We start from the raw sequence: 21,969 nt of genomic DNA on the forward strand, positions 1-21,969 counted from the left end.
CAAAACGCTGCGGGTTTTACCCGCCCTACGGATCACCTGTACTCCACTACCTCGACAGCCATTCCCACTTCCAGTCGGCCGATCCCATCGCAGACCAGGTTTTGGCCGAACAGCACCCCGCCCTCGCCCTTTCGATAGGTGGCAAGGGTTTTCAGCGGCTCGAGATCACTGCTTTTTTCGCCGGTTTCCGGGTCGAGCGTCGTCATGACGCAGCGGGTGCAGGGTTTCGCGATCCGGAACTCGAGCTCGCCGATGCGAACGCGCTTCCAACGGTCTTCCGCATAGGGCTCGATACCACTGATGACCAGGTTCGGTCGGAACCGAAGCATTTCCAGCGAGCGCCCGACCCGCTGCGACAAATCCGCTAACGAGCCCTCGCCGATCAGCAAAACAGGGAAGCCATCGGCGAAGGACACTCGATCACCAGGTTCCGCGCCATTGACCAAGCGAATGCAGTCTTCTGGCATATACACCAGCCGACAAGAACGCTCGAAGAACGCGCTCAGCCAAGCCGCCGCCGCGTCACCGGCATCTGGCACGCGCAGCGTGTCGGTCCACACGGTTACGCCGCGTTCGAGCGCATTCTCGGCAGGCTGGGGCACATCGATGGCGCCATATCCGGGTGCACTGAGGTTTAGACCGTCGTCGGTATAGCGCGCCGTTAACTGGGTCATTCGAGGGAACTGACGCTGCGTCATGAAGCGGCCGTTGGTTTCATCCACGACCAACCAACGGCGATCACCCTCGAGGCCCAATGCGCCGATAGCGGAAACGGTCAGGGGTTCGGCAACGGAAGATTTCAGAGGGTAGCGATACAACCCGGATAGACGCATGGGAACGATCCTGTCGAGCTCAAAGAGTAGCGACAGAATACGCCATCGTTGCCAGCGGCCCCAGACGTTGCGGATCGCTCAGTTGCCCCCGTCGACCGATCAGCCGAGCGCCAATCGTTCGCGGATGACATCCACGAGCTTGTCGGGCTGGAATTTGGACAGGAAGTTGTCGCAGCCGACCTTCTTCACCATCGCTTCGTTGAAGCTTCCAGAAAGGGAGGTGTGCAACACGACATAAAGGTCGCGCAACCGCGGGTCCTGACGGATTTCGGTGGTCAAGCGATAACCATCCATCTCGGGCATTTCCGCATCGGTGAAAACCATCAGCAAGCGGTCAGTCACGATCTCGCCGGCATCCGCCCACTTCTTCAAGAGAGCGAGCCCACGCAGCCCATCGCTGGCCACGTGAGCGCGGATACCAAGCTGATTCATGGTTTCCCGTAGTTGATTGATCGCGACGCTGGAATCGTCGACGAGCAGCACCTCGCGCCCACGCGCTTTTTCGAGCAGCGGATCGGCCAGTTTTTCCTCGGAGACCTTGGTGTTCATCGGCACGATTTCGGCCAACACCTTCTCGACATCGATGACTTCGACAATCTGATTGTCGACCTTGGTGATCGCCGTTAGATAGTGCTGCCGTCCGGCGCCTTTCGGCGGTGGCTGAATGGATTCCCAGTTCAGGTTGATGATGCGATCGACACTGCCTACCAGGAACGCCTGCACCGAGCGGTTGTACTCTGTCACGATGATCGTGCTCTTCTCATCGGGCACCAGCGGTCGCAGGCCGATAGCCTGGGACAAGTCGACGACCGGTAGGGTCTGGCCGCGCAGATTGATTACGCCGCACACGCAACGGTGACGCTGGGGCATCAACGTCAGTTTTGGAAGTTGCAGCACTTCCTGCACCTTGAACACGTTGATCGCGAATAACTGACGCCCATGCAAGCGGAACATGAGAATTTCCAGGCGATTCTCACCCACCAATTGGGTGCGCTGATCGACGGTATCGAGAATGCCGGCCATCTTGGGTCCTCAGGGCATGACAGAAAGGAGGCCTACTTGCCTCTGCCCCTCGCTATCGGCGGCCGATGGAAAAACTGTAGGCCCAATCGCGTATGGAATTTTCGCCCTGACGGCTATTGCTCCGCAGCCTGTTGACACCGCTTGACCAAGAGAGCGTCTCTCCGAGCGCTTCCCTTCCTTAGCGTGTCACGCGGACGGACGACGACGCCGTCATAGCGCGGTCGTGGCGCTCTCCGTCGGTAGCGCCGAAGGGTTTATTAGCGGGGACGTGGTGGGCAAGTGCACCCGCAATACGCCAGCCAGCACCTTGAAGTGCATTTCCGTACGCTGATGGGGCTCACCGTCTAGATTGAGGTCCAAACCTTCCGGCGCCTCGATCTCGATCCAAGGCAAGCGGGCGGTGACCGAAACCGTGTCCAGGCCATGGATACCTCCGTTCAGCAGCGTTCGAAATGTGCCGACGACATCCTGGGCCGCGGGAACGATGCACAGGTCGAACACGCCATCGTTCACCAGCGCGTTCGGACACAACGCCTGCCCGCCCCCGGCCGTACGACCATTGCCGATTCCCAGCGCGAGAAATTCGCCCTCCCAGCAAAAATCCGGGCCACGAAAACGGCCGAAGGACGAGCGCAGCTCCGAAAACCGCGTCAAGCCCGTGATGAGATACGCACCAGCGCCAAGCACTTTCTTCAGATCTTCCGACGTGCTGGCCGTGACCCGGGAGCCGAAACCGCCCGTGGCCATATTCAGAAACTGATGACCGTCCATGTCGCCGACATCGATTGGCGTTGGCGGCGTCTCCAACAGTTCGAGCGCCTCCGCGGGCGTCAAAGGCACATCGGCGGCGTGCGCAAAATCATTCGCCGTCCCTAGTGGCAAGAGCACGAGGCTTGCTTTGCCGCCGCATGCCACCAAGGCTTCGGCCACATCGCGCAACGTGCCATCGCCACCGCCTGCGACCACCGTGGGATAGCCCGCGTCGATTGCTTCTTTCGTGATCCGCTGCGCATCACCGCCTTCCCAGGTCGTCCGAACGGCAAGCTCCCAGCCCTGCTCGCGCTTAGCCAGAATGGCTGCGCGCACTTCTTCGTTCTGCGCCTGCTTGCCGTGCAGAATCACCAGAGCTCTACGTTCGTTCATCGCTTGATTTCCTGAGAGAGAAGCGCGCGATTGCGCCTCCGAGGGGGACGTTCACCTGCCTTGGAAGGGGTATGCAGCGGAAAAGTTTCGAAAAATTGCCGACCGATGCACCGCCTTTGATTTAGGGTCTGTTGACGTTTCGTCGCGAGCCGCGTTGCTGCGAGAAATGACCTCCGGTTAGGGCGCAGAGCGCAGGTAATGGTTACTCCCTTGCCAAGTCCTGCAACGACAGCGGAGGCCATTTCCCGCGCAACCCTCCGGGACGGGCCTGTTTTTGCGCGCGGTGTCGTTACTCAATGCTTATTTGGAATGACCAAACTACGCATCTCGCGCCTAGCCTCGCGCAAAAACAGGCTCCGGCGCGGCCGCGAGCCAAACGTCAACAGACCCTAGCGCAACGGTCGGCTGACTCGTCGGGATGGAAGCGGTTTAGTTCAACAGCTCGCTGAAGGGGATGAAGCGCACCCGGTCGTTCATTTTTGGCGTCGTACCTTCACGAATCTCGGCCAGGCCATCGGCCCAACTCGCACTTCGCAAGACACCGGAGCTCTGATTGGCATACGGCACCACGCGGCCGTCTTCGAGGCGAGCACGTAAGTACTCACGCCGACCGCCCGGCTTTGACCAATCGAAGCCGCAGGGTACGTCGAAGCCGAGTGGCTCAACGCGCTCCACACCCAGGCGTCGCAATAGGTACGGCCGTGCGAGCAGGCCAAACGTAACCAGCGTGGAAGCGGGATTACCGGGCAGGCCAATGACAGGCGTTCCCCGGTAATGCCCGCACGTGAGCGGCTTGCCCGGCTTGATGGCCAGTTTCCAAAACGTCAGTTCGCCCGCTTCGCGTAACGCGGCGCCAAGAAAATCCGCTTCGCCGACCGATACACCGCCGGTTGAAAGAATCAGATCGGCGTCTGCCAGCGATGCCAGCGCGGTCCGTGTCCGCTCCAGATCGTCTGGCAAAATACCGCCATCGATTACCGTGAATCCCAAGCGCTCGATCCAGCTCGCCAGCAGCCGTCGATTGCTGTTGTAAATCTGCCCGGGGGCCAAGGTACGACCGGGCTCGATCAACTCGTCACCGGTCGAGATCAACGCGACCCGAGGTCGACGCCTCACCGCGAGCGTGTCGAAACCAAGCGAGGCTGCCAGCCCAAGCTCGACAGGCCCCAGACGTGTGCCCGCGGCTAGAACCGTATCGCCTGCCCGTGTCTCCTGCCCCTGCGGCCGTACGTTCTGACCGGGCTTCAATGTCCCAAGAAAACGTACGCAGCCGTCATCATCCACCTCGCAATTTTCCTGCATTTCGACCGTATCGGCCCCCGCAGGCATGGGCGCGCCAGTAAAAATGCGGGCACAGGTGCCGGGTTTTAGCGGGCCAGGGGCAGTACCGGCCTGGATGCGCTGGCTGACGGCCAGGGGCTGCCTTTCCAGATCAGCCAACCGCAGCGCGTAGCCGTCCATTGCGCTGTTATCCCACGGCGGTAGGTCGAGCGAGGCGATTAAGGGCTCCGCCAGCACACGGCCGTCTGCTTCGTGCAACGCAACCTGTTCCTGCTCGCGGATCGGCGCCGCGACGGCCAGGGCCAACAATCGCTCGAGCGCTGCCTCCAGCGGCATGAGAGCATTACTCATCAGCCACGCGTCTCGCAGGCATCGATCTTCTTCAAGTGCGGCACGAAGTTGCACGGACGATGACGAGAATCCAACTGTTCGGACAAGATGCCTTCCCATGCGGTGCGGCAGGCGTTGGTGGAGCCCGGCATGCAGCAAACCAGCGTACCGTTGGCGAGTCCCGCGAGCGCACGCGATTGAACGGTAGAGGTTCCAATATCCGCCACGGAAATCTGCCGGAACAACTCACCGAAACCATCGACGGTCTTGTCCAGCAAGCAGGCTACGGCCTCTGGGGTGCTGTCGCGCCCGGTAAAGCCGGTTCCGCCTGTGACCAACACAACTTGGATCGCATCGCTGGCAATCCATTGCGCGACCTGTGCGCGAATCTTGTAGAGATCGTCCTTGAGCAGCACGCGCTCAGCGAGGATGTGGCCGGCGTCTTTCAGACGATCGGCCAGGAGCTGGCCAGAGGTATCGGTTTCGGTCGTGCGGGTATCGCTGACCGTCAGCACGGCGATTGCCAGGGGCACGAAAACGGCGTCGGGCTTGGTACTCATGATGAACAGCCTACTTGTCGGTCCAGAAAAGGCGGTGTTATATCACACGGCTTCCGCTGGAGATCACCATGCCCGACGACGCTCTTCCCCCTTGCTCCGTATTGCTCCTGGCCGGCGGCCGTGGGCAGCGAATGGGTGGCCGCGACAAAGGGCTGCTGGAGTGGCGCGGGCGCCCCTTGATCGCCTGGCTGCATGATCAGGTACGGCCGGAAACCGACGATCTCATCATTTCCTGCAATCGCAACGCTGAACGCTATGCACCGTACGCAGACCGCCTGATTCAGGATGACGAGCCGGATTTTCCAGGCCCCATGGCGGGCATCAGGGCCGGCTTGGCCGCAGCCAGACACCCCTATCTGCTCGTGCTCCCGTGCGATGCCCCGCAGGTGGACGCGTACCTGTTGCAAGCGCTTCGCGAACGCAGCGGACCGCGACCCGCCATCGTCCGCCAAAATGGTTTTTGGCAACCTATGTTCTGTCTGCTTCCCGTGACGATCCGTGACGCGATGGAAGAGGCCTGGCGCGCCGGGGAGCGAAGTCCGCAACGCGTGCTGCGGGCATACGATCCGATCGCGTTGGACGTGGCGGAAGACGATCCTAGGCTCGCGAACTTCAATACGCCGGACTTGCTGGTCTAACGTAATCTACGGCGAACCCGCGCGCTGGACTGCGGACTAACCGCTTGTGCGGCAAACGTTTTTCAGTAAAAATGCCGCCCATCTTTCGGAGCGTAGCGCAGCTTGGTAGCGCGTCTCGTTCGGGACGAGAAGGTCGCTGGTTCGAATCCAGTCGCTCCGACCAAATCCCGAAAAGCAGCAATGCTTTTCAACAAGAAACCGGCCTTTGCGCCGGTTTTTTTGTGGGTGATCACGATTCAACTGAGAAAGCGGTATTGCATGGCCGTACGTTGATCGCCAGCAAGCTGGCTCCTACAGGTGGTACGGTGCGCGTTTAACTAATCTTGCCCTGAATTTGTAAGGTGGATGGCCGAAGCCATCCACCGATTCGCAACAAGCCGATCGTCCACAAGCTGATCGCAGCCCGGTAGGCCCCTACGGGACCGTCTGGACCTTTAGCTGATTTCCCGCCGGAACGGCGGGAGCGCGTTGAGGATGGCCTTGCCATAGCGTTGGGTGACGACACGGCGATCGAGAAGCGTGATGGTGCCACGGTCGGACTCGGTACGCAGCAGCCGGCCGCATGCCTGGACCAGCCGAAGGGACGCATCGGGAACGGCGATTTCCATGAACGGATTACCGCCCCGCGCCTCGATCCACTCCGCCAATGCCGCCTCAACCGGATCATCCGGCACGGCAAAAGGAATCTTGGCAATCACGACGTGCTCGCAGTAGGCACCGGGCAGGTCGACCCCTTCGGCGAAGCTCGCTAACCCGAACAGCACGCTCTCTTCCCCATCATCCACTCGCGCCTTGTGCTTGTTCAGCGTTTCCTGCTTGGACAGATTGCCCTGAATGAACACACGCTTGCGCCAGTCCCGATCGAGCCCGTCAAACACATCCTGCATTTGCCGCCGGGACGAAAACAGCACGAGCGTCCCGCGCGCGCCTTCCACCAACCCAGGCAACTCCCGCACGATGGCCGCCGTGTGCGCCGCCGCATCACGTGGGTCAGCATTGAGATTCGGCACGCGTAGAAGCCCGGCATCCGCGTGATGGAACGGGCTGGGCACGACCGTCGTGACGGTTGCCTTCGGCAACCCTGCTCGCATCCGAAAACGGTCGAAACTGTTGAGAGCCGTGAGCGTAGCGGACGTCACCACAGCGCCGTAGGCAACGTTCCAAAGATTCCGCCGCAGGGTCTCGGCCGCGAGGATCGGGCTCGCGTTGACTTCAATGTCATACAGCGCGCCGCCCTCCGCTAAGGTCAGCCAACGTGCCATCGGCGGATTGTCTTCGGGGTCCTCGATCGTGAACGCCGTCCATAACTCCCAGTTGCCGCTCGCGCGGGCCAGCAGACTGCCGAACAGCGGATACCACTCCTCGGCCTGATGGCTGGCGATACCCACGCTGCCTTCGCCATCCATCGCTTCCTTGAGCAGCTCTGTCAAACGTGTAAAAACGTCGACAAGCTTGGCGAAGCCCTTTTTCAGCTCAATGCCGAGCTCGCGCAAATGCTCCGGCACCAACCCGCCCTCGAAGCGATGGCGCGGCCGTTCCCGACCTTCCATGTCTTCGCCCGCACGAAAGTCCGCCAGCTGCTCGCACGCCGCGAACATGAATTGCTGCTGGGTCCGCAAATCCCGCGCAAGCTCCGGAACCCCTTCGATCAAACGCCCCAGCTCGCCCGGCAGAGGATGCTGCGCGAGTAGCTTGGTGAGGTTCTTTTCGATCTGTCCCAGCCAATCGGCGGTCGAGCGCAACCGAGTGAAATGCGCGAAGTGCCCGATCGCCTTGTCGGGCAGATGATGGCCTTCGTCGAAGACGTACAAGGTCTCGCGCGGATCGGGAAGCACCGCCCCACCGCCCAGCGCGAGGTCGGCGAGTACCATGTCATGGTTGGTCACGATGACATCGACTTTGGTCATCCCTTCGCGAGCGCGATAGAACGCGCATTGCTGGAAGTTTGGGCAATGCCGCGTGGTGCATTGGCTATGGTCGGTGGTCAGGCGAGCCCAATCGGCGTCTTCCAATGCCTCGGGCCAACTGTCGCGGTCTCCATCCCAGCGATTACCGGCCAGCTTTTCGACCATTTGCGTGAATAACTTCTGACTGCGTTCGTCCACATCTATGTGGAAACCGTCCTCTTCGAACAGCTGCGCCGTCGCGCTTTGCGCTTCGCCTTCTTGCAGCAACGTATCCAGCTTGGACAAACACAGATAGCGCCCGCGCCCCTTGGCCAGGGCAAAGCTGAAATTCAGCCCGCTGTTGCGCATGAGATCGGGCAAATCCTTATGCACGATTTGCTCTTGCAGCGCGACAGTTGCCGTCGCAATGACCAAGCGCTTTTCCGCCGCCTTGGCGATTGGAATCGACGCCATGGCATAAGCCACCGTCTTGCCCGTCCCCGTTCCGGCTTCCACGGCCACGACGGCCGGTTCGCTGTCTCGCTGGCCCTCGTCGTTGTGCTTGATCGTGCCCATGGCTTTCGCCACTTCGGCAATCATAAGACGCTGCCCATAGCGCGGCTTGAGGCCTTTCGCTTCGAGAAAACGCGAGTAGGCACCCTGGATTTGGGTCTTGAGTTCGGGGCTGAGCATGGGGCAGAAAGCCTGGATAAATTTTCAGTACTGCGGACGGGCCGCTATGATAACGCGCATGTCGCGTATCGCCAGTAGAGATTGCCCGGTGGCGTATTTCTGCACTGCTTTCTCTAACCCCATACGGTTGGTAACCCGTCGTGCGCTGGTCAGTTCTGCCGAACTCTGCCCCCCTTCTCGTCCCCTAACGCGGACAGTCACCGACGAAAGGAGAGGCTCACATGCTTCGCATTGCGCTCAATGGCTATGGCCGCATCGGTCGCGCGATCTTGCGCACCTGTTTCGAACAGGGTTTACAAGACTCGATTCGGATCGAGGCAATCAACGATCTGGGCAACCCAGAATCCTTACTACAGCTGACCCGCTTCGACTCCACCTTCGGCCGATTCACGAGCGACATCCGGCTGGAAGGCGACACGCTGTACGTACGCGACCAGCCCATCCGCCTGCTGAGCAACAAAGATCCCAGCGCGCTGCCTTGGGGAGAGCTGAACATCGATGTTGCACTGGAATGCACCGGCCGGCTGAAGAAGCGAGAGCAAGCCGAGCAACACCTCGCCGCGGGTGCCAAGCGTGTGTTGATGTCACATCCTATGGATGATGCGGACCTTACCGTCGTCTATGGCGTCAACCACGACAAGCTCGGCGAGCAGAAGATCGTGTCCAACGCGTCCTGCACGACCAACTGTCTTGCGCCCTTGGCCAAGGTGCTGCACGAAGCGGTTGGCCTGCGCCAGGGCGTCATGACCACTGTGCACTCCTACACCAACGACCAGAGCCTGCTGGACAAGGACCATGGCGACCCCTACCGCTCGCGCGCCGCCGCCTTGTCCATGATTCCAACGTCGACCGGGGCCGCCAAAGCCATTGGGCTGGTGCTTCCCGAGCTCAAAGGTCGTTTGGACGGCCTCGCCGTCCGGGTACCGACGCCGAACGTATCGCTCGTTGACTTGAGCTTCAACGCCGAACGCGCTACCGACCGAGACGCGATCAACCAAGCACTTCGCGAAGGCGCCGCGCGCTTGCCGAAAGGGGTGATGGAGTGCAACGAGCTGCCGCTCGTTTCAAGCGACTTCAACGGGTATCCGGTGTCCTGCGTCGCAGACCTGAACCACACCCGTGTACATGGCGACTTGGTAAAGGTGCTCGCCTGGTACGACAACGAATGGGCGTTCTCCAACCGAATGCTCGATATCGTCAAGGCGTGGGCGTAAGGCTAACGCCGTAGTCCAGCGAGGCATGGCTCGACGCCGTCATGCCCCGCTGTCTGACAAAACGCGATCCTGTTCGACAGCTAATCGATATGCAGCCGACACACCGTCGTCTGCCGCGAGCCGTTGGGGCGGCGAAGCGGATCATCGTAGGTTTCCAATTCGACGAAGCCGGCCTTGCGCATCATGCCAGCGGAAGCCGCGTTGTCGGCATGGCGATCGATATAAATGTCCCTCACGCCATTTTCCATGAGGTGCGCGACCACCGCAGACAATAGCCCCGAGCCGATGCCCTTCCCTACCGCTTCGCGATGCACGACCGCTTCGCACACGTATGCGTGCACCAGCCTGTCTGCTGGCTGATAGCGTAAGAATTCACGGGAAACGGGTTGGAAGCTAATGAAGCCAAGGAGCTGCCCTTGGCTTTCAGCAAGCAACGCGCGGATTCGGCCGGACCCAATCTCCTCTAAATGCGCGCGCACCGGTTCGATCGGCAGGTGATTCCATTGATTCGACCCATACATGAATATGAAGTCGATCAACAGGGGTACGTCGCGGAGCGTGGCCAAGCGGTGGATGTTGGGCATGGGGGCTCTTGAAGATCGTTGGCTTAGACCGACAACTGTAGCGCTTCGACGAGCATAGCCGCCTATTTCGCTAACCCCTCATTCGACACCGCGGGTTGCGCCTTGTCGTGCGCTTCCAGCGCAGGCTCACCGAACAGATCCGCTGCCCGCAGCAGCGCGGCAAGCAATGCATGCCGCTCCCAATCCGGCAGCGCAATGAAACGCTGTAAGCCGTGATTGGGCAATAGCGACGGTGCTTCCTCAATCGCCTCACGCCCGGCGTCCGCCAGGTCGAGCCATTGTTTGCGGCGATCTCGCTCATCGCGCTCCCGAGTGATCATGCCGCGCGCGACGAGACGATCCAGCACGCCTGAAAGGGACGCCTGCGACAGGCTGACTAACCCTGCCAGCTCGCTGGCCGTCAGCCGTCGCTCCACCGCAATGACCTGCAGAATCAACAACTGCAATGGGGTCAAACCGCCGTAGCGAGATAGCCGTTTTGCATGCACCTCGGCGGATTGTTGTAAGCGACGCAGCGCCTGATAAAGCGGCACCTCGAAGCTTCGATAACGTACATTTTTAGTTTCAGACATAACTTTTATCTTGAATGGACAGATGCCACACGCCTTGTTTATCACGCGCCCAGGGCGTCCTCTTTATGTAGGAGCCAGCTTGCTGGCGATCGTTTCAAATAGCGGATCGCCAGCAAGCTGGCTCCTACAAAAGCATTCATCCCGATAAAAAGATGCACAGGCCTATCCATTGCCGCCATGCGCTCCTAGTCGAATCGAACTTAGTTTGACCTGAAAGTGTCTGGTTCGTTTAGGAATTGGCTTTTTCGCACTCGGCACATCGCGCGATGCGGGCTTGCCTTCGAACGAATTTCCCCAACGGAGAACCGGTAAGGATATGTGTGGCATTGCAGGAGAATTGCGCTTCGATAAGCGCCCAAGCGATCTGTCAGCGGTTGAGCGCATCACCCATCATCTAGAGTCTCGCGGCCCCGACGCATGTGGCTTCCACAGCAGTGGCCCCTTGGGCCTTGGGCATCGCCGGCTGAAGATCATGGACTTGGACGATGCGTCCGGCCAGCCCATGATCGACTCCGAGCTGGGGCTTTCGATGGTCTTCAATGGGGCCATCTATAACTACCCGGAGATACGCGCCGAACTCGAAGCGAAGGGCTACCGCTTCTTCTCGGGTGGCGACACTGAAGTGTTGCTGAAGGCCTACCACGCGTGGGGCGAGGCGATGCTGCCGAAGCTCAACGGCATGTTCGCCTTCGCCATTTGGGAGCGGGACACGCACCAATTGTTCATCGCCCGCGATCGCCTTGGCGTGAAGCCACTGTATTTCTCCCTTACCGATCGGCGCCTGCGCTTTGCGTCAGCGCTGCCTGCGTTGTTGCAGGGTGGGGATATCGACACCTCCATCAACCCGATCGCGTTGAACCACTACATGAGTTTCCACGCGGTCGTCCCAGCTCCGTATACCCTCATCAACGGCATTGAAAAACTGCCGCCCGCCACGTGGATGCGGGTCGATGCGTCCGGTAAAGCCGTGCAGAAGCGCTGGTGGACCCTGGACTACGGCCCACGGCCCGAAGAAGAAGGTTTTGGCTTCGAAGACTGGAAAACCCGCGTGCTCGACACGATGCGCGAAGCGGTTGCCATCCGCCAGCGGGCGGCGGTCGATGTCGGTGTTCTGTTGTCTGGTGGTGTGGACTCCAGCCTGTTGGTCGGCCTGCTGCGCGAAGCGGGTGCGGCGGACAACCTGCTCACCTTTTCCATTGGCTTCGAAGATGCGGGTGGCGAGCGCGGCGATGAGTTCCAGTACTCCGACCTCATCGCCAAACACTACGGCACGCGCCATCATCAATTACGGATCGGCGAGCACGAAATCCTCGAGCAGTTGCCGGCTGCCTTCCGTGCCATGAGCGAACCGATGGTCAGTCATGACTGCATCGCGTTCTACCTGCTGTCCCGGGAAGTGAGCAAACACTGCAAGGTCGTCCAGAGCGGCCAGGGCGCGGACGAATTGTTCGCGGGCTACCACTGGTATCCGCAGGTGGACGGCTCGAGCGATCCGGTCGCTGCCTATCTCGCCGCGTTCCGCGACCGCGATTTTGCGGAATACGCGAAGACGGTACAGCCTAAATGGGTCAGCGAGGATTACTCGGGCGATTTCGTTCGCGCGCACTTCGCTCAACCCGGCGCATCGGCGGCCGTAGACAAGGCGCTGCGCATCGACAGCACCGTGATGCTCGTCGACGATCCGGTCAAACGGGTGGACAACATGACGATGGCCTGGGGCCTCGAGGCGCGCACACCGTTCCTGGACTATCGTGTTGCTGAGCTTTCCGCGCGTATTCCTGGCCAATTCAAACTGCCCGACGGTGGCAAGCACGTCCTGAAGGAAGCCGCCCGCCGCGTCATACCTGCCGAAGTGATCGATCGTCCGAAAGGCTACTTTCCGGTGCCAGGTCTCAAGCACTTGCAAGGCGCGACGCTTGGCTGGGTTCGCGAGCTGCTGACCGATCCAAGTCAGGACCGCGGGCTGTTCGACCGGGGCATGATCGAGAATCTGATGAGTAACCCGGATGGCCAGCTCACACCGCTGCGCGGCTCGAAACTTTGGCAGCTTGCTGCACTCAACCTATGGCTGAACGAACACGGTCTGTAGGTCGGTTGACACGCAAACATCTGCAGTAGGTATGCGCAGCCAATTGCGTATGAACGAAAAGAGACGTTCTTCCTGCCAACTATCGAAGAGCGTCTCGCCGCTCCAGTGAGCGGTTCAGGAGGATACATGCCGAAGTCTTACGCCTATGGTCAACGTCTGTTACGGGGCCAGGCACCGTCCTATCAGCGCCTCCAGGCACGTTACGCTGAAGGTGGCGCGGAAGAGCCGCAGGGGCCGGTCGCGCTGCACTGTGGCTGGGGGCGCTTGCTCATCGGCCACACCTACTCCGACCCTGCGAAGCTCGCGGTCGATCTTCTGGAAGAAGACCCCGGCATGCGTGACATCGCACTCTATGTCGCCGCGCCGCAGCAGGTGCTTGCCTACGCGCCGCAGCAATTGTTCCTCGATCCCTCCGATACGCTTCGGGTCTGGTTCAGCGATTACCGCCCTGCACGTCGTCCGTTTCGTGGATTCAATATTCGCCGTGCCCAAAGCGAGGCGGAATGGGCGGCGGTGAATCGGCTCTACCAGACACGCGGCATGATGCAGGTCGACCCCGCGAAGATCACGTCCCGGGAAAAGGGCGGTCCGGTGTATTGGATCGCCGAGGATGTCGACAGCGGCCAGGCGCTCGGCACCGTCATGGGGCTGAATCACTGCGAAGCGTTCAATGATCCAGAGCGGGGCTCCAGCCTCTGGTGCCTGGCGGTCGATCCGCAGTGCCAGCGTCCAGGCGTGGGCGAAGCACTGGTGCGGCATCTGATCGAGCATTATCAGTCGCGCGGGCTCGCCTACCTCGACCTTTCCGTACTGCACGACAACAAGCAGGCAAAAGGGCTCTACACCAAGCTGGGTTTTCGCGATCTACCGACCTTCGCGGTCAAGCGCAAGAACATGATCAACCAGTCACTGTTCATCGGTCCGGGACCGAAGGCCGAACTCAACCCCTATGCCCGCATCATCGTGGACGAGGCAAGTCGGCGTGGTATCGAAGTCCAGGTGGACGATGCCGAGAGTGGGCTGTTTACGTTGATCCACGGCGGTCGCCGAATTCGCTGCCGAGAATCGCTTTCGGATCTCACCAGTTCCGTGAGCATGACCCTGTGCCAGGACAAACAGCTGACCCACCGCTACCTGTCCGCCGCCGGTTTGAAGTTGCCCGCGCAACAGCTCGCAGGCAGCGAGGAAGACGTCGAAGCGTTTCTGCAGCAGCATCAGCGTATCGTCGTGAAACCCGTGGACGGTGAGCAGGGCCAGGGCGTCGCTGTCGATCTATCGACACTGGAAGAAGTCCAGGCCGCCGTGACTCATGCGCGTCAGTTCGATAGCCGTGTGCTTCTGGAGAGCTTCCATGAAGGCCACGATCTGCGCATCCTCGTTATCGGCTTTGAAGTAGTTGCTGCCGCCCTCCGCCGTCCGGCATCGGTTATTGGCGATGGCCGCAATACGATTCGCAAATTGATCGAGACCCAGAGCCGTCGACGTCAGGCCGCGACCGGCGGAGAAAGCAAAATCCCGATGGACAGCGAAACCGAGCGCACACTGCGGGCAGCCGGTTTCAGCTACGACGACGTGTTGCCTGAAGGCGAATGTCTGGCCGTCCGCCGTACGGCGAATCTGCACACCGGCGGCATCCTCGAAGACGTCACCGACAAGCTCCACCCGGTACTCGTGGATGCCGCGGTTAGAGCCGCGCGGGCACTGGAAATCCCAATGGTGGGCCTGGATCTGATGGTCAAGGCCGCGGATGAACCCGACTATGTCTTCATCGAGGCGAACGAACGCGCGGGCCTGGCGAACCATGAACCTCAACCCACCGCAGAGCGCTTCGTCGACCTGTTGTTTCCACTGAGCAAAACACCCGCGTAGGCACTGGCCAACGCGCTCATGGAGCGACTCGATGTTTCGACGGCCCTGCGACGCCGGACGACCCAACTGTTCGATGACGCGTCATGCGGCGCATTCGTTCCACCCGACATACATCGCTCACGACCTATGATTGGCTTCGTGAAGCGCTCATCCACCCTTCACTCCCTCATAGCGAGCCGCGCCTTGTCTTGCAGGCTCGTTTGCATTCCCGAAGGAGATGCGTAATGAACACCCTTCCCGAACCGGATCTGAACTACCTGCAACAGGTGTTATTGGAAATGCTCGCCATTCCCAGCCCGACCGGTTTTACCGACACTATCGTCCGCTACGTAGCTGAACGGCTCGACGAGCTTGGCATTGAATATGAGCTGACGAGGCGTGGGACGATCCGCGCCACGCTGAAAGGCCGCCAAAGCAGTCCGGACCGTGCGGTTTCTGCCCACCTCGATACCATCGGCGCCGTGGTGCGCGGCATCAAGGACAACGGTCGCTTGACGCTCGCGCCGGTGGGTACCTGGTCCAGTCGCTTCGCCGAAGGCAGCCGTATCAGCCTGTTCACCGAACACGGCGTGATTCGTGGGAGCGTGCTGCCCCTTCTCGCGTCAGGCCATGCTTTCAATACCGAAGTCGATAGCATGCCCATCAGTTGGGATCACATCGAAGTTCGCCTGGATGCCTACACCGCAAGCCGCGCAGACAGCGAAAGCCTGGGTGTGTCCATCGGCGACTTCATCGCCTTCGACCCACTGCCTGAATTCACCGAAAGCGGGCACATCAGTGCGCGCCATCTCGATGACAAGGCCGGGGTCGCCGCCCTGCTCGCCGCGCTCAAAGCGGTCAAGGAAAGCGGGGAAGAGCCATACATCGACTGCCACCCGATCTTTACCATTACCGAGGAAGTCGGCTCCGGCGCCGCGGGGGCCTTACCGTGGGATGTCAGTGAGTTCGTGGGAATCGATATCGCCCCCGTGGCCACCGGGCAATATTCCAGCGAGCACGCGGTCAGCGTCGCCATGCTCGATTCTGGCGGCCCGTACGACTATCACTTGTCGCGGCACTTATTGCGCCTAGGCGAACACAACAGCATCCCAACCCGCCGAGACCTGTTTCGCTACTACCACAGTGATGCGCAATCCGCCGTCGCGGCCGGGAACGATACCCGTACCGCCCTCCTCGCTTTCGGTTGCGACGCGACGCATGGCTATGAACGCACCCACCGCGACAGCCTCGTAGCGCTCACCCGGCTGATCTCCGCGTACATGCTCAGCCCACCAGTCTTCGCCAGCGACGCCAAACCGCGACAAGGCTCGCTCGAGCCGTTCAGCCACCAGCTCGAACACGACGCGCAAATGGAAAATGATACCCGCGTACCACCCGTGGACACGCTCATCGGCCGACCCGAAAACGAAGGTCAGGAGCGCAGCTGACGGGAGCACCTTGCCTGATGCGTCGGGGGCGTCATACTGCGCGCCCCTTTACCGCAGACATCCGAATGCTGATCCCCTTTGACTTGCTCGAGCCCGAGACACTGACCCGTGTGATCGAGGACTTCGTGACCCGTGAGGGCACCGACAACGGCGACGACACCCCGCTGGAAACCCGGGTCACTCGCGTCATGCACGCACTGCGACGCAAGGAAGCGTTTATCGTCTTCGATGCGGAAAATCAGCAGTGCCAGCTGATGCATCGCCGCGACGTTCCGCAGGAATGGATTACCGCGCTGAGCGAGGACTGAACCGTTCACGTCTTAGCGGGACACGCCCCCTAACTCGGGTTTCCCACACCTGCTTCTGTAGGAGCAACTAGGGCTGCGATCAGCCGGGTTGCGCTCAGCCGGGCTGCGCTCAGCTTGCTCGCGAAAGCGGTGTGTCGTAACACCACAACGCCCTGCCGCTAACGTCAATTTACCCCTGCGCGAACCGCGGTCCCAGCAGCACGATGCTCGCACCAACGACGCACAAGGCCGCACCGATCAAGTCTGTCCCCAATGGCCTTGCCTTCTCCACAACGGCCAGCCAGCCGATGGACGCCACGATGTAGATGCCACCATACGCGGCATATGCACGCCCAGCGTATGCTGCCTCCACGCGCGTGAGCAGCAGGGCAAAGAGGGTCAGGCTTAACAACCCCGGGATGATCCACAGCGCACTCTTACCCATCCTCAACCAGAGATAGAACGCATAGCACCCCGCGATTTCGAAAAGCGCGGCACAAAGAAACCAGACGTAATTCAGCAAAGAGATGCTCCTGAGCAGGGGATGTTCGCTATCGATTTAAGCATGGCCATCGGTCCGCGATGTTTGCCCAAGCCACAGGGCCAGGAGCACCATCGTCATCGCCATCAGTGTGAGAATCGTGAACGGCAAAACATACGACCCGCCCGCATCGCGGCCCACACCGGCAAGCACCGGTGCGGTACAGGCAATGCAATAACCCGCGCAAAGCATCATCGCGGTCCATCGGCTGACCGCCATGGGAGACTGCGCTTCATGCATGGGCAGCAGCATCGACAAGGAGAACGAGCCGGTCAACGCAATACCCATCAACACCGCCCAAAGATCGGGAAGAACAAGCGGTTTGAACGTCACCATCGCCAGACATGTGGTGGCAACGGCGCCACACACTTGCAACAGCCGATAGCGTGACTGAAACCGGTGAGCAGCCCACGGAACGAGATAGGCAGCAGGCAAGCCCACCAGCATGAAAGTACTGAACAACGTATTGGCACGTAACGCGCTGAACCCTGCCTCGCTATAGCGGGCAACCAGCCACGTAGCCAACGCATAGAAAACGCCAGCTTGCAGCGAGAAGAACACTGTAATCAGCCAGGCGCGTTTGTGCGTCCATGGCAGCCGGCCTGTCTCCCTCGCGTTGAAGGGCTCTTTGACATTTGGAATGAACAGCCACAGCGCAAAAGCAATCAGCGCCGGCACCGCCCACACCGTTAGACCGAGCGTCCAGTCGTCTCCAAGGGCATGGCTCCACGGCACGGTCAGCACCGCACCGGCGCTACCCCCGACAGCCATACTCAGCGAGTACCAGCCCACCACCCGCCCGGATTGCTCTCTGAACTGGCGCTTGATGAAGCCCGCCATCAGGGGACCAATAATGGCGATGGCCATTCCTAGGCAGGCAGCGCTCAGGATCAACAGCGCACTGTTATGGCTACCGAGACGCAGCAGCAGCGAAAGCCCCAGCAGGGCCAAGCACCCGGTGATCGTGCGCTCCAGGCCGAAACGTAGCGCCAGTCGAGGTGCGAGAGGCGCGAGTAATCCCATGCACATCACGGGTAATGCGGTGGTCAGGCTGATGATGCCTCGACCCAACGATAGCTCGGCGGCAACACGTTCGATCAGTGGGGCCAGCGAGGTGATACCGGGTCGCAGGTTGATGGCGGCCAGCACCATTGCCAACAGTGGAAAAAGGGCGAGTGGGCTTTTCACTTGAGGTTGACCGTAAGGGGGCTGGGTAACCTAGCGACATGACTACCTAACTGCAACCCGCTACTAGCGCGCTTCAATTAGCGAAAGCTATCGGAACCATCCCTTTCAATTATTTCATTCTAATAAATGAGAGCAGTAGCTTATTGCCAATGATTCTTATCGGTGATTTGCCATGCTCAAGACCATCACGTTCACCATCATGCATTTCTGTATCGCGTTCAGCGTTGCTTATGTACTGACCGGCAGTTTCACCGTGAGTGGCCTCGTCGCGATCGTAGAACCGCTTTGCAATTCAGTTGGGTTCTATTTTCACGATAAGGTGTGGAAGCGCATCGAAGCGCGCAAGGCAGACAACGATGGACGAGGAGGCAACGGCTCGTTTCGTTTGTGCGGCCATCGCCATTTCTAAAGCGCGCTTCCGCTGCCATACCTAGGTTTCGGCGCTCGAATAGCAAAGGCGTAGGCCCACCCTTCAGCGTTTGCACACCAGATAACAAAAGCCCGCTTCGAACGAGCGGGCCTTTGCATGACAGGTAAAGCGGCATTACCCGCTTCTAGCGGGAAATCCGAACCGGCTCAGCCCACATATCGTATTCATCGGCGTCGACAATGCGCACCCGGACGCGGTCGCCCGGCTGGAAGTCGGTCCCCTCGATGAACACGCTGCCGTCGATTTCAGGCGCATCGGCATAGGAACGTGCCACCGCACCCTCGTGGTCGACCTCATCGATCAACACGTCCATTTCCTGGCCGATCCGACGCTGCAAGCGAGCGGTGCTGATGGCCTGCTGATGGGCCATGAAACGATCCCAACGATCCTGTTTCACGTCATCGGGAACGGTTTCGAGGCCTAGATCGTTAGCCGGTGCCCCTTCGACCGGCGAATACTGGAAGCAGCCCACGCGATCAAGCTGCGCCTCGGTCAGCCAATCCAGCAGGTATTGGAAATCCTCTTCCGTTTCGCCGGGGAAGCCGACGATGAACGTCGAGCGAATGACCAACTCAGGGCACTGCTCGCGCCAGCTCTTGATCCGCGCCAAGGTGCGATCCTCGAACGCCGGCCGCTTCATCGCCTTGAGCACCTTCGGGCTCGCATGCTGAAACGGAATGTCTAGGTAGGGCAAGACCTTGCCTGCGACCATCAGCGGAATGATGTCGTCGACGTTCGGATAGGGATAGACATAGTGCAGACGAACCCACGCCCCCAGGTTCGAAAGCGCTTCGCACAGTTCCTTCATCCGCGTTTTGACCGGCTGGCCATTCCAGAAATCGGTCTTGTATTTCAGGTCCACGCCATAGGCACTGGTGTCTTGGGAAATCACCAACAGCTCTTTTACGCCAGCCTTGACCAAGCGCTCGGCTTCGCTCAGCACCTCTCCGACGGGGCGACTGACCAACTTGCCCCGCATCGATGGAATGATGCAGAAGCTGCAACTGTGATTACAGCCTTCGGAAATCTTCAGGTACGCGTAGTGACGTGGCGTCAGCTTCACACCCTGCGGCGGTACGAGGTCGATCAGCGGGTTATGCTCGGCCTTCGGCGGCACGACTTCATGCACCGCATTGACCACCTGCTCGTACTGCTGCGGCCCAGTCACCGCCAGAACGCTGGGGTGCACCTCGCGAATATTGTTTCCATCGACGCCCATGCAGCCGGTCACGATGACCTTGCCGTTTTCGGCAATGGCTTCGCCGATGACATCAAGCGACTCCGCCTTGGCGCTATCGATGAAACCGCAGGTGTTGACGACCACGACGTCGGCGCCTTCGTAACTCGGCACGACTTCGTAGCCTTCCATGCGAAGCTGCGTCAGGATGCGCTCGGAATCGACCAAAGCTTTCGGGCAGCCGAGGCTGACAAAGCCGACTTTGGGAGTGGAAACAGTAGACATGGGCTAACCTCGGCGGGCGCTCAGAGGGCACCCTTGATCAAAAAGTGCGCAATTCTAGCGATGCGCTACCCATCTGAGAAGTGCCATGTGGCCCTTCGAGCGGGCTGTCGAGGCAATCAACGAGGCAAAGGACGTGGGCCAGGCCCAAAAGCCTCAATTAGCGCGCTGTAGCCGCTCGATGATCTGCGCAGTCGTGCGCTCGGCTTTCGCTTCGGCCGTCAGCTCTTTCGCCATCATCCCAAGCACGAGCGTTAGGCTTTCGCGACCCTCACTGCTCAACCGCTCCCATTCAGCGATCATGGTATCGAACAACAAAGCACCCGTGCGCGCGGGCGAAAATTCTGGGACATCCTCGTGCTGAACAGCTCGGGATACGATCATCAATAGTTCGCGCTCGGTCATTAGCATCACAACAAAATGGGGTCAGAGAACCGCGCTGACCGTTTGTACAGGAAAGACAATCCGGCCGACGGCACCGGCCTCACCGCTGCGCGGGGACCCGGCCGCGCATGTGCGCAAGTCATGGCAGAATGCCGCACGACCTTGCGGAGCGTCCACCGCAAGTGACCAGTGGTAAATGCGTCTAGACCTTTTTCCTTCAGGCGTCATGCGGGCTGTAATGACTGATGTTGAGCGGTTTCAGGGCTGCACTGCGTTTTCTACGGGGGCTCGTGCCTCAATCGCTTTCATCATGAATTGCGCCAGCCGGTCGTAATTGCCGTCGTAGTGGTGTCCGCCTGGAAGCTCTAGCTTTTCGCCAACGGCGCCGGGCTGGGTGCAGCCACTGGTGTCCGCTTCTTCGGTTCCGTAGATGCAATACACCTTCCGCGCAGGCACCTTTGCCATTTCCGGCCCCGTGAGCGCTTCGTCGCCTTGATGGCCGAGCCAGCCGGACACTTGAATCTCGAAATCGCCGCTCCGTGCGAACGCCAGCAGCAGCATCGTCGTAACCTGCGACTGGTCTTCGGCCGGCAAGCGGTTATAGACAGCGGGCAACACATCCGCGCCAAACGAATACCCAGCAAGGACGAAGTGCTTTGCCCCCCATTTTTCGCGGTACTGCTGCATGAGCACCGCCAGATCGGCAGCGATCCGCTCCGGCGATTTGTGTTCCCAGAAATAACGCAGTGCGTCTACACCCACGACGGGATAGCCGTGTCGAGCCATGGTCTCTGCGGAGTCGTGGTCGAGGTCGCGCCAACCGCCGTCGCCGGAATAGAAAATGGTGACCGTGCTCGCCCGCGCCGCATCGGGCTTTTCAGGGGTAATTTCGATGGTAGGAACGTTGCTCTGCCGACCCTGCAATTGCTGCCGGAGCCCGTCGAGCAGAAGCGCCTTGAGCGAGGTGCCATAGTCACTGATGGTGGTCTCGGCATTCGGCTGGTTTCTAACGAAAACAGCGGTCTCGCTTCCTGGATTGTCGTTCCAAACCAGATGCCAACGTCCTTTGCTCGCGCTTTTCGGTAATGCCGCATCGCAATCGGCCTTTTCGATCTGCAGGCCCACCGACAAGGCATTGCGATGATCGCGCTGATTCGCCAACCAGCGCCACGCCAGCGCGCCGCCAGCACCGATACCGGCCACCCAATCAGGCGCTCGCCCCAGTTGCTCGATGGCCGCCGACAGCCGCTGCTGGTTGGCCGCACAATTCTGACCTTCCGGCAATGTGAACTGCAGCAGACGCGCACCGGTTTGCTGGCTCAACGAGAGCAGATCCGATTCCGATAGTTGTTGATCAGTTGGAGACGCGACGATCACATAGCGATGTGGTTCCCCAGCCGGAATCGCCAGCGAGTATCCGCCTTCCAATTTTTGCACGCCGGCCTCGGTCGGCCAGCGTTGCGCCCACCAACGCGCAGTCAAGAACGCTGCAACCAAGAGCACGACCAATACCATCAGCACTTTACGCATTGCCAACC

At 60.2% G+C, this 21,969-nt stretch carries 20 protein-coding genes and 1 tRNA gene; 8 read left to right on the top strand and 13 right to left on the bottom strand.

All coding sequences use genetic code 11. The features are described 5' to 3' along the window. Positions 1-32 precede the first annotated feature (32 nt). The 5 genes from IEY47_RS02055 to moaB form a co-directional block, all read right to left on the bottom strand. The gene (locus IEY47_RS02055; RefSeq protein WP_188981471.1) at positions 33-833 is read right to left on the bottom strand and encodes an MOSC domain-containing protein; all 801 of its coding nucleotides are present in this window, start codon (positions 831-833) and stop codon (positions 33-35) included. Between the two features lie 99 nt (positions 834-932). Beyond that, a complete protein-coding gene (locus IEY47_RS02060; RefSeq protein WP_188981472.1) occupies positions 933-1,856 on the bottom strand; it encodes a chemotaxis protein CheV in 924 nt (307 codons plus the stop codon). Between the two features lie 210 nt (positions 1,857-2,066). Further along, complete coding sequence (gene yegS / locus IEY47_RS02065; protein WP_188981473.1) at positions 2,067-2,999, bottom strand: lipid kinase YegS; 933 nt, start codon at positions 2,997-2,999, stop codon at positions 2,067-2,069. A gap of 429 nt (positions 3,000-3,428) precedes the next feature. Further along, positions 3,429-4,631, bottom strand: a complete 1,203-nt coding sequence (locus IEY47_RS02070; protein ID WP_229779130.1) for a molybdopterin molybdotransferase MoeA — start codon at positions 4,629-4,631, stop codon at positions 3,429-3,431. Further along, complete coding sequence (moaB, locus tag IEY47_RS02075) at positions 4,631-5,170, bottom strand: molybdenum cofactor biosynthesis protein B (protein ID WP_188981474.1); 540 nt, start codon at positions 5,168-5,170, stop codon at positions 4,631-4,633. Before moaB ends, IEY47_RS02070 begins: the two co-directional genes overlap by 1 nt. Positions 5,171-5,238: 68 nt before the next feature. Between moaB and mobA the strand changes: the two genes are divergently transcribed. Further along, a complete protein-coding gene (gene mobA, locus IEY47_RS02080) occupies positions 5,239-5,808 on the top strand; it encodes a molybdenum cofactor guanylyltransferase MobA (protein WP_188981475.1) in 570 nt (189 codons plus the stop codon). Between the two features lie 86 nt (positions 5,809-5,894). After that, positions 5,895-5,971: transfer RNA gene (locus tag IEY47_RS02085), tRNA-Pro, on the top strand. A gap of 271 nt (positions 5,972-6,242) precedes the next feature. Here IEY47_RS02085 and dinG read toward each other — a convergent pair. Further along, positions 6,243-8,387 (bottom strand): ATP-dependent DNA helicase DinG, encoded by a 2,145-nt coding sequence (dinG, locus tag IEY47_RS02090; RefSeq protein ID WP_188981476.1) that lies wholly within the window; start codon positions 8,385-8,387, stop codon positions 6,243-6,245. A 221-nt stretch (positions 8,388-8,608) separates the two neighbouring features. Between dinG and gap the strand changes: the two genes are divergently transcribed. Beyond that, positions 8,609-9,601, top strand: a complete 993-nt coding sequence (gap, locus tag IEY47_RS02095) for a type I glyceraldehyde-3-phosphate dehydrogenase (RefSeq protein ID WP_188981477.1) — start codon at positions 8,609-8,611, stop codon at positions 9,599-9,601. A gap of 80 nt (positions 9,602-9,681) precedes the next feature. On the opposite strand, the gene IEY47_RS02100 is transcribed toward gap, so the two are convergent. Beyond that, entirely contained in the window at positions 9,682-10,176 is a 495-nt protein-coding gene (locus tag IEY47_RS02100) for a GNAT family N-acetyltransferase (protein WP_373293507.1), read from the bottom strand. A 71-nt stretch (positions 10,177-10,247) separates the two neighbouring features. Next, on the bottom strand, positions 10,248-10,757 hold the full coding sequence (locus tag IEY47_RS02105) for a MarR family winged helix-turn-helix transcriptional regulator (protein WP_188981479.1): 510 nt from the start codon (positions 10,755-10,757) through the stop codon (positions 10,248-10,250). Between the two features lie 316 nt (positions 10,758-11,073). Here IEY47_RS02105 and IEY47_RS02110 point away from each other — a divergent pair, with 316 nt between their 5' ends. The 4 genes from IEY47_RS02110 (at position 11,074) to IEY47_RS02125 (ending at position 16,450) form a co-directional block, all read left to right on the top strand. Next, a complete protein-coding gene (locus IEY47_RS02110; RefSeq protein WP_188981480.1) occupies positions 11,074-12,846 on the top strand; it encodes an N-acetylglutaminylglutamine amidotransferase in 1,773 nt (590 codons plus the stop codon). 126 nt (positions 12,847-12,972) lie between these two features. After that, positions 12,973-14,715: an N-acetylglutaminylglutamine synthetase gene (ngg, locus tag IEY47_RS02115; RefSeq protein WP_188981481.1), complete on the top strand. Its 1,743-nt coding sequence runs from the start codon at positions 12,973-12,975 to the stop codon at positions 14,713-14,715. 224 nt (positions 14,716-14,939) lie between these two features. Further along, the gene (locus IEY47_RS02120; RefSeq protein ID WP_188981482.1) at positions 14,940-16,142 is read left to right on the top strand and encodes an osmoprotectant NAGGN system M42 family peptidase; all 1,203 of its coding nucleotides are present in this window, start codon (positions 14,940-14,942) and stop codon (positions 16,140-16,142) included. A 65-nt stretch (positions 16,143-16,207) separates the two neighbouring features. Continuing rightward, the gene (locus IEY47_RS02125; protein WP_188981483.1) at positions 16,208-16,450 is read left to right on the top strand and encodes a YheU family protein; all 243 of its coding nucleotides are present in this window, start codon (positions 16,208-16,210) and stop codon (positions 16,448-16,450) included. A gap of 169 nt (positions 16,451-16,619) precedes the next feature. On the opposite strand, the gene IEY47_RS02130 is transcribed toward IEY47_RS02125, so the two are convergent. Continuing rightward, complete coding sequence (locus IEY47_RS02130; protein ID WP_188981484.1) at positions 16,620-16,952, bottom strand: YnfA family protein; 333 nt, start codon at positions 16,950-16,952, stop codon at positions 16,620-16,622. 36 nt (positions 16,953-16,988) lie between these two features. Then, positions 16,989-18,122 carry an MFS transporter gene (locus tag IEY47_RS02135; RefSeq protein WP_188981779.1) on the bottom strand — a complete coding sequence of 378 codons (1,134 nt, stop codon included), beginning with the start codon at positions 18,120-18,122 and terminating at the stop codon, positions 16,989-16,991. A 208-nt stretch (positions 18,123-18,330) separates the two neighbouring features. Between IEY47_RS02135 and IEY47_RS02140 the strand changes: the two genes are divergently transcribed. Continuing rightward, entirely contained in the window at positions 18,331-18,567 is a 237-nt protein-coding gene (locus IEY47_RS02140) for a DUF2061 domain-containing protein (RefSeq protein ID WP_188981485.1), read from the top strand. A 145-nt stretch (positions 18,568-18,712) separates the two neighbouring features. Here the strand turns inward: IEY47_RS02140 and rimO are convergent, their stop codons facing one another. From rimO to IEY47_RS02155, 3 genes are all read right to left on the bottom strand, one after another. Continuing rightward, entirely contained in the window at positions 18,713-20,050 is a 1,338-nt protein-coding gene (rimO, locus tag IEY47_RS02145; RefSeq protein WP_188981486.1) for a 30S ribosomal protein S12 methylthiotransferase RimO, read from the bottom strand. 153 nt (positions 20,051-20,203) lie between these two features. Then, the gene (locus IEY47_RS02150) at positions 20,204-20,452 is read right to left on the bottom strand and encodes a hypothetical protein (RefSeq protein WP_188981487.1); all 249 of its coding nucleotides are present in this window, start codon (positions 20,450-20,452) and stop codon (positions 20,204-20,206) included. Positions 20,453-20,689: 237 nt separating this feature from the next. Then, positions 20,690-21,961 carry a virulence factor family protein gene (locus tag IEY47_RS02155; RefSeq protein WP_188981488.1) on the bottom strand — a complete coding sequence of 424 codons (1,272 nt, stop codon included), beginning with the start codon at positions 21,959-21,961 and terminating at the stop codon, positions 20,690-20,692. Positions 21,962-21,969: the final 8 nt, after the last annotated feature.

The sequence above is a fragment of the Pseudomonas matsuisoli genome, assembly GCF_014647635.1.
Taxonomy (GTDB): Bacteria; Pseudomonadota; Gammaproteobacteria; order Pseudomonadales; family Pseudomonadaceae; genus Pseudomonas_P; species Pseudomonas_P matsuisoli.

Bases quoted from the DNA above. Each gene is read 5' to 3' on its own strand.
- moaB (WP_188981474.1), bottom strand. From the start codon at position 5,170: ATGAGTACCAAGCCCGACGCCGTTTTCGTGCCCCTGGCAATCGCCGTG.
- IEY47_RS02140 (WP_188981485.1), top strand. From the start codon at position 18,331: ATGCTCAAGACCATCACGTTCACCATCATGCATTTCTGTATCGCGTTC.
- yegS (WP_188981473.1), bottom strand. From the start codon at position 2,999: ATGAACGAACGTAGAGCTCTGGTGATTCTGCACGGCAAGCAGGCGCAG.
- ngg (WP_188981481.1), top strand. From the start codon at position 12,973: ATGCCGAAGTCTTACGCCTATGGTCAACGTCTGTTACGGGGCCAGGCA.
- IEY47_RS02055 (WP_188981471.1), bottom strand. From the start codon at position 833: ATGCGTCTATCCGGGTTGTATCGCTACCCTCTGAAATCTTCCGTTGCC.
- IEY47_RS02060 (WP_188981472.1), bottom strand. From the start codon at position 1,856: ATGGCCGGCATTCTCGATACCGTCGATCAGCGCACCCAATTGGTGGGT.
- IEY47_RS02155 (WP_188981488.1), bottom strand. From the start codon at position 21,961: ATGCGTAAAGTGCTGATGGTATTGGTCGTGCTCTTGGTTGCAGCGTTC.
- IEY47_RS02150 (WP_188981487.1), bottom strand. From the start codon at position 20,452: ATGACCGAGCGCGAACTATTGATGATCGTATCCCGAGCTGTTCAGCAC.
- mobA (WP_188981475.1), top strand. From the start codon at position 5,239: ATGCCCGACGACGCTCTTCCCCCTTGCTCCGTATTGCTCCTGGCCGGC.
- IEY47_RS02120 (WP_188981482.1), top strand. From the start codon at position 14,940: ATGAACACCCTTCCCGAACCGGATCTGAACTACCTGCAACAGGTGTTA.
- rimO (WP_188981486.1), bottom strand. From the start codon at position 20,050: ATGTCTACTGTTTCCACTCCCAAAGTCGGCTTTGTCAGCCTCGGCTGC.
- IEY47_RS02070 (WP_229779130.1), bottom strand. From the start codon at position 4,631: ATGAGTAATGCTCTCATGCCGCTGGAGGCAGCGCTCGAGCGATTGTTG.
- gap (WP_188981477.1), top strand. From the start codon at position 8,609: ATGCTTCGCATTGCGCTCAATGGCTATGGCCGCATCGGTCGCGCGATC.
- IEY47_RS02105 (WP_188981479.1), bottom strand. From the start codon at position 10,757: ATGTCTGAAACTAAAAATGTACGTTATCGAAGCTTCGAGGTGCCGCTT.
- IEY47_RS02110 (WP_188981480.1), top strand. From the start codon at position 11,074: ATGTGTGGCATTGCAGGAGAATTGCGCTTCGATAAGCGCCCAAGCGAT.
- dinG (WP_188981476.1), bottom strand. From the start codon at position 8,387: ATGCTCAGCCCCGAACTCAAGACCCAAATCCAGGGTGCCTACTCGCGT.
- IEY47_RS02125 (WP_188981483.1), top strand. From the start codon at position 16,208: ATGCTGATCCCCTTTGACTTGCTCGAGCCCGAGACACTGACCCGTGTG.
- IEY47_RS02135 (WP_188981779.1), bottom strand. From the start codon at position 18,122: ATGGTGCTGGCCGCCATCAACCTGCGACCCGGTATCACCTCGCTGGCC.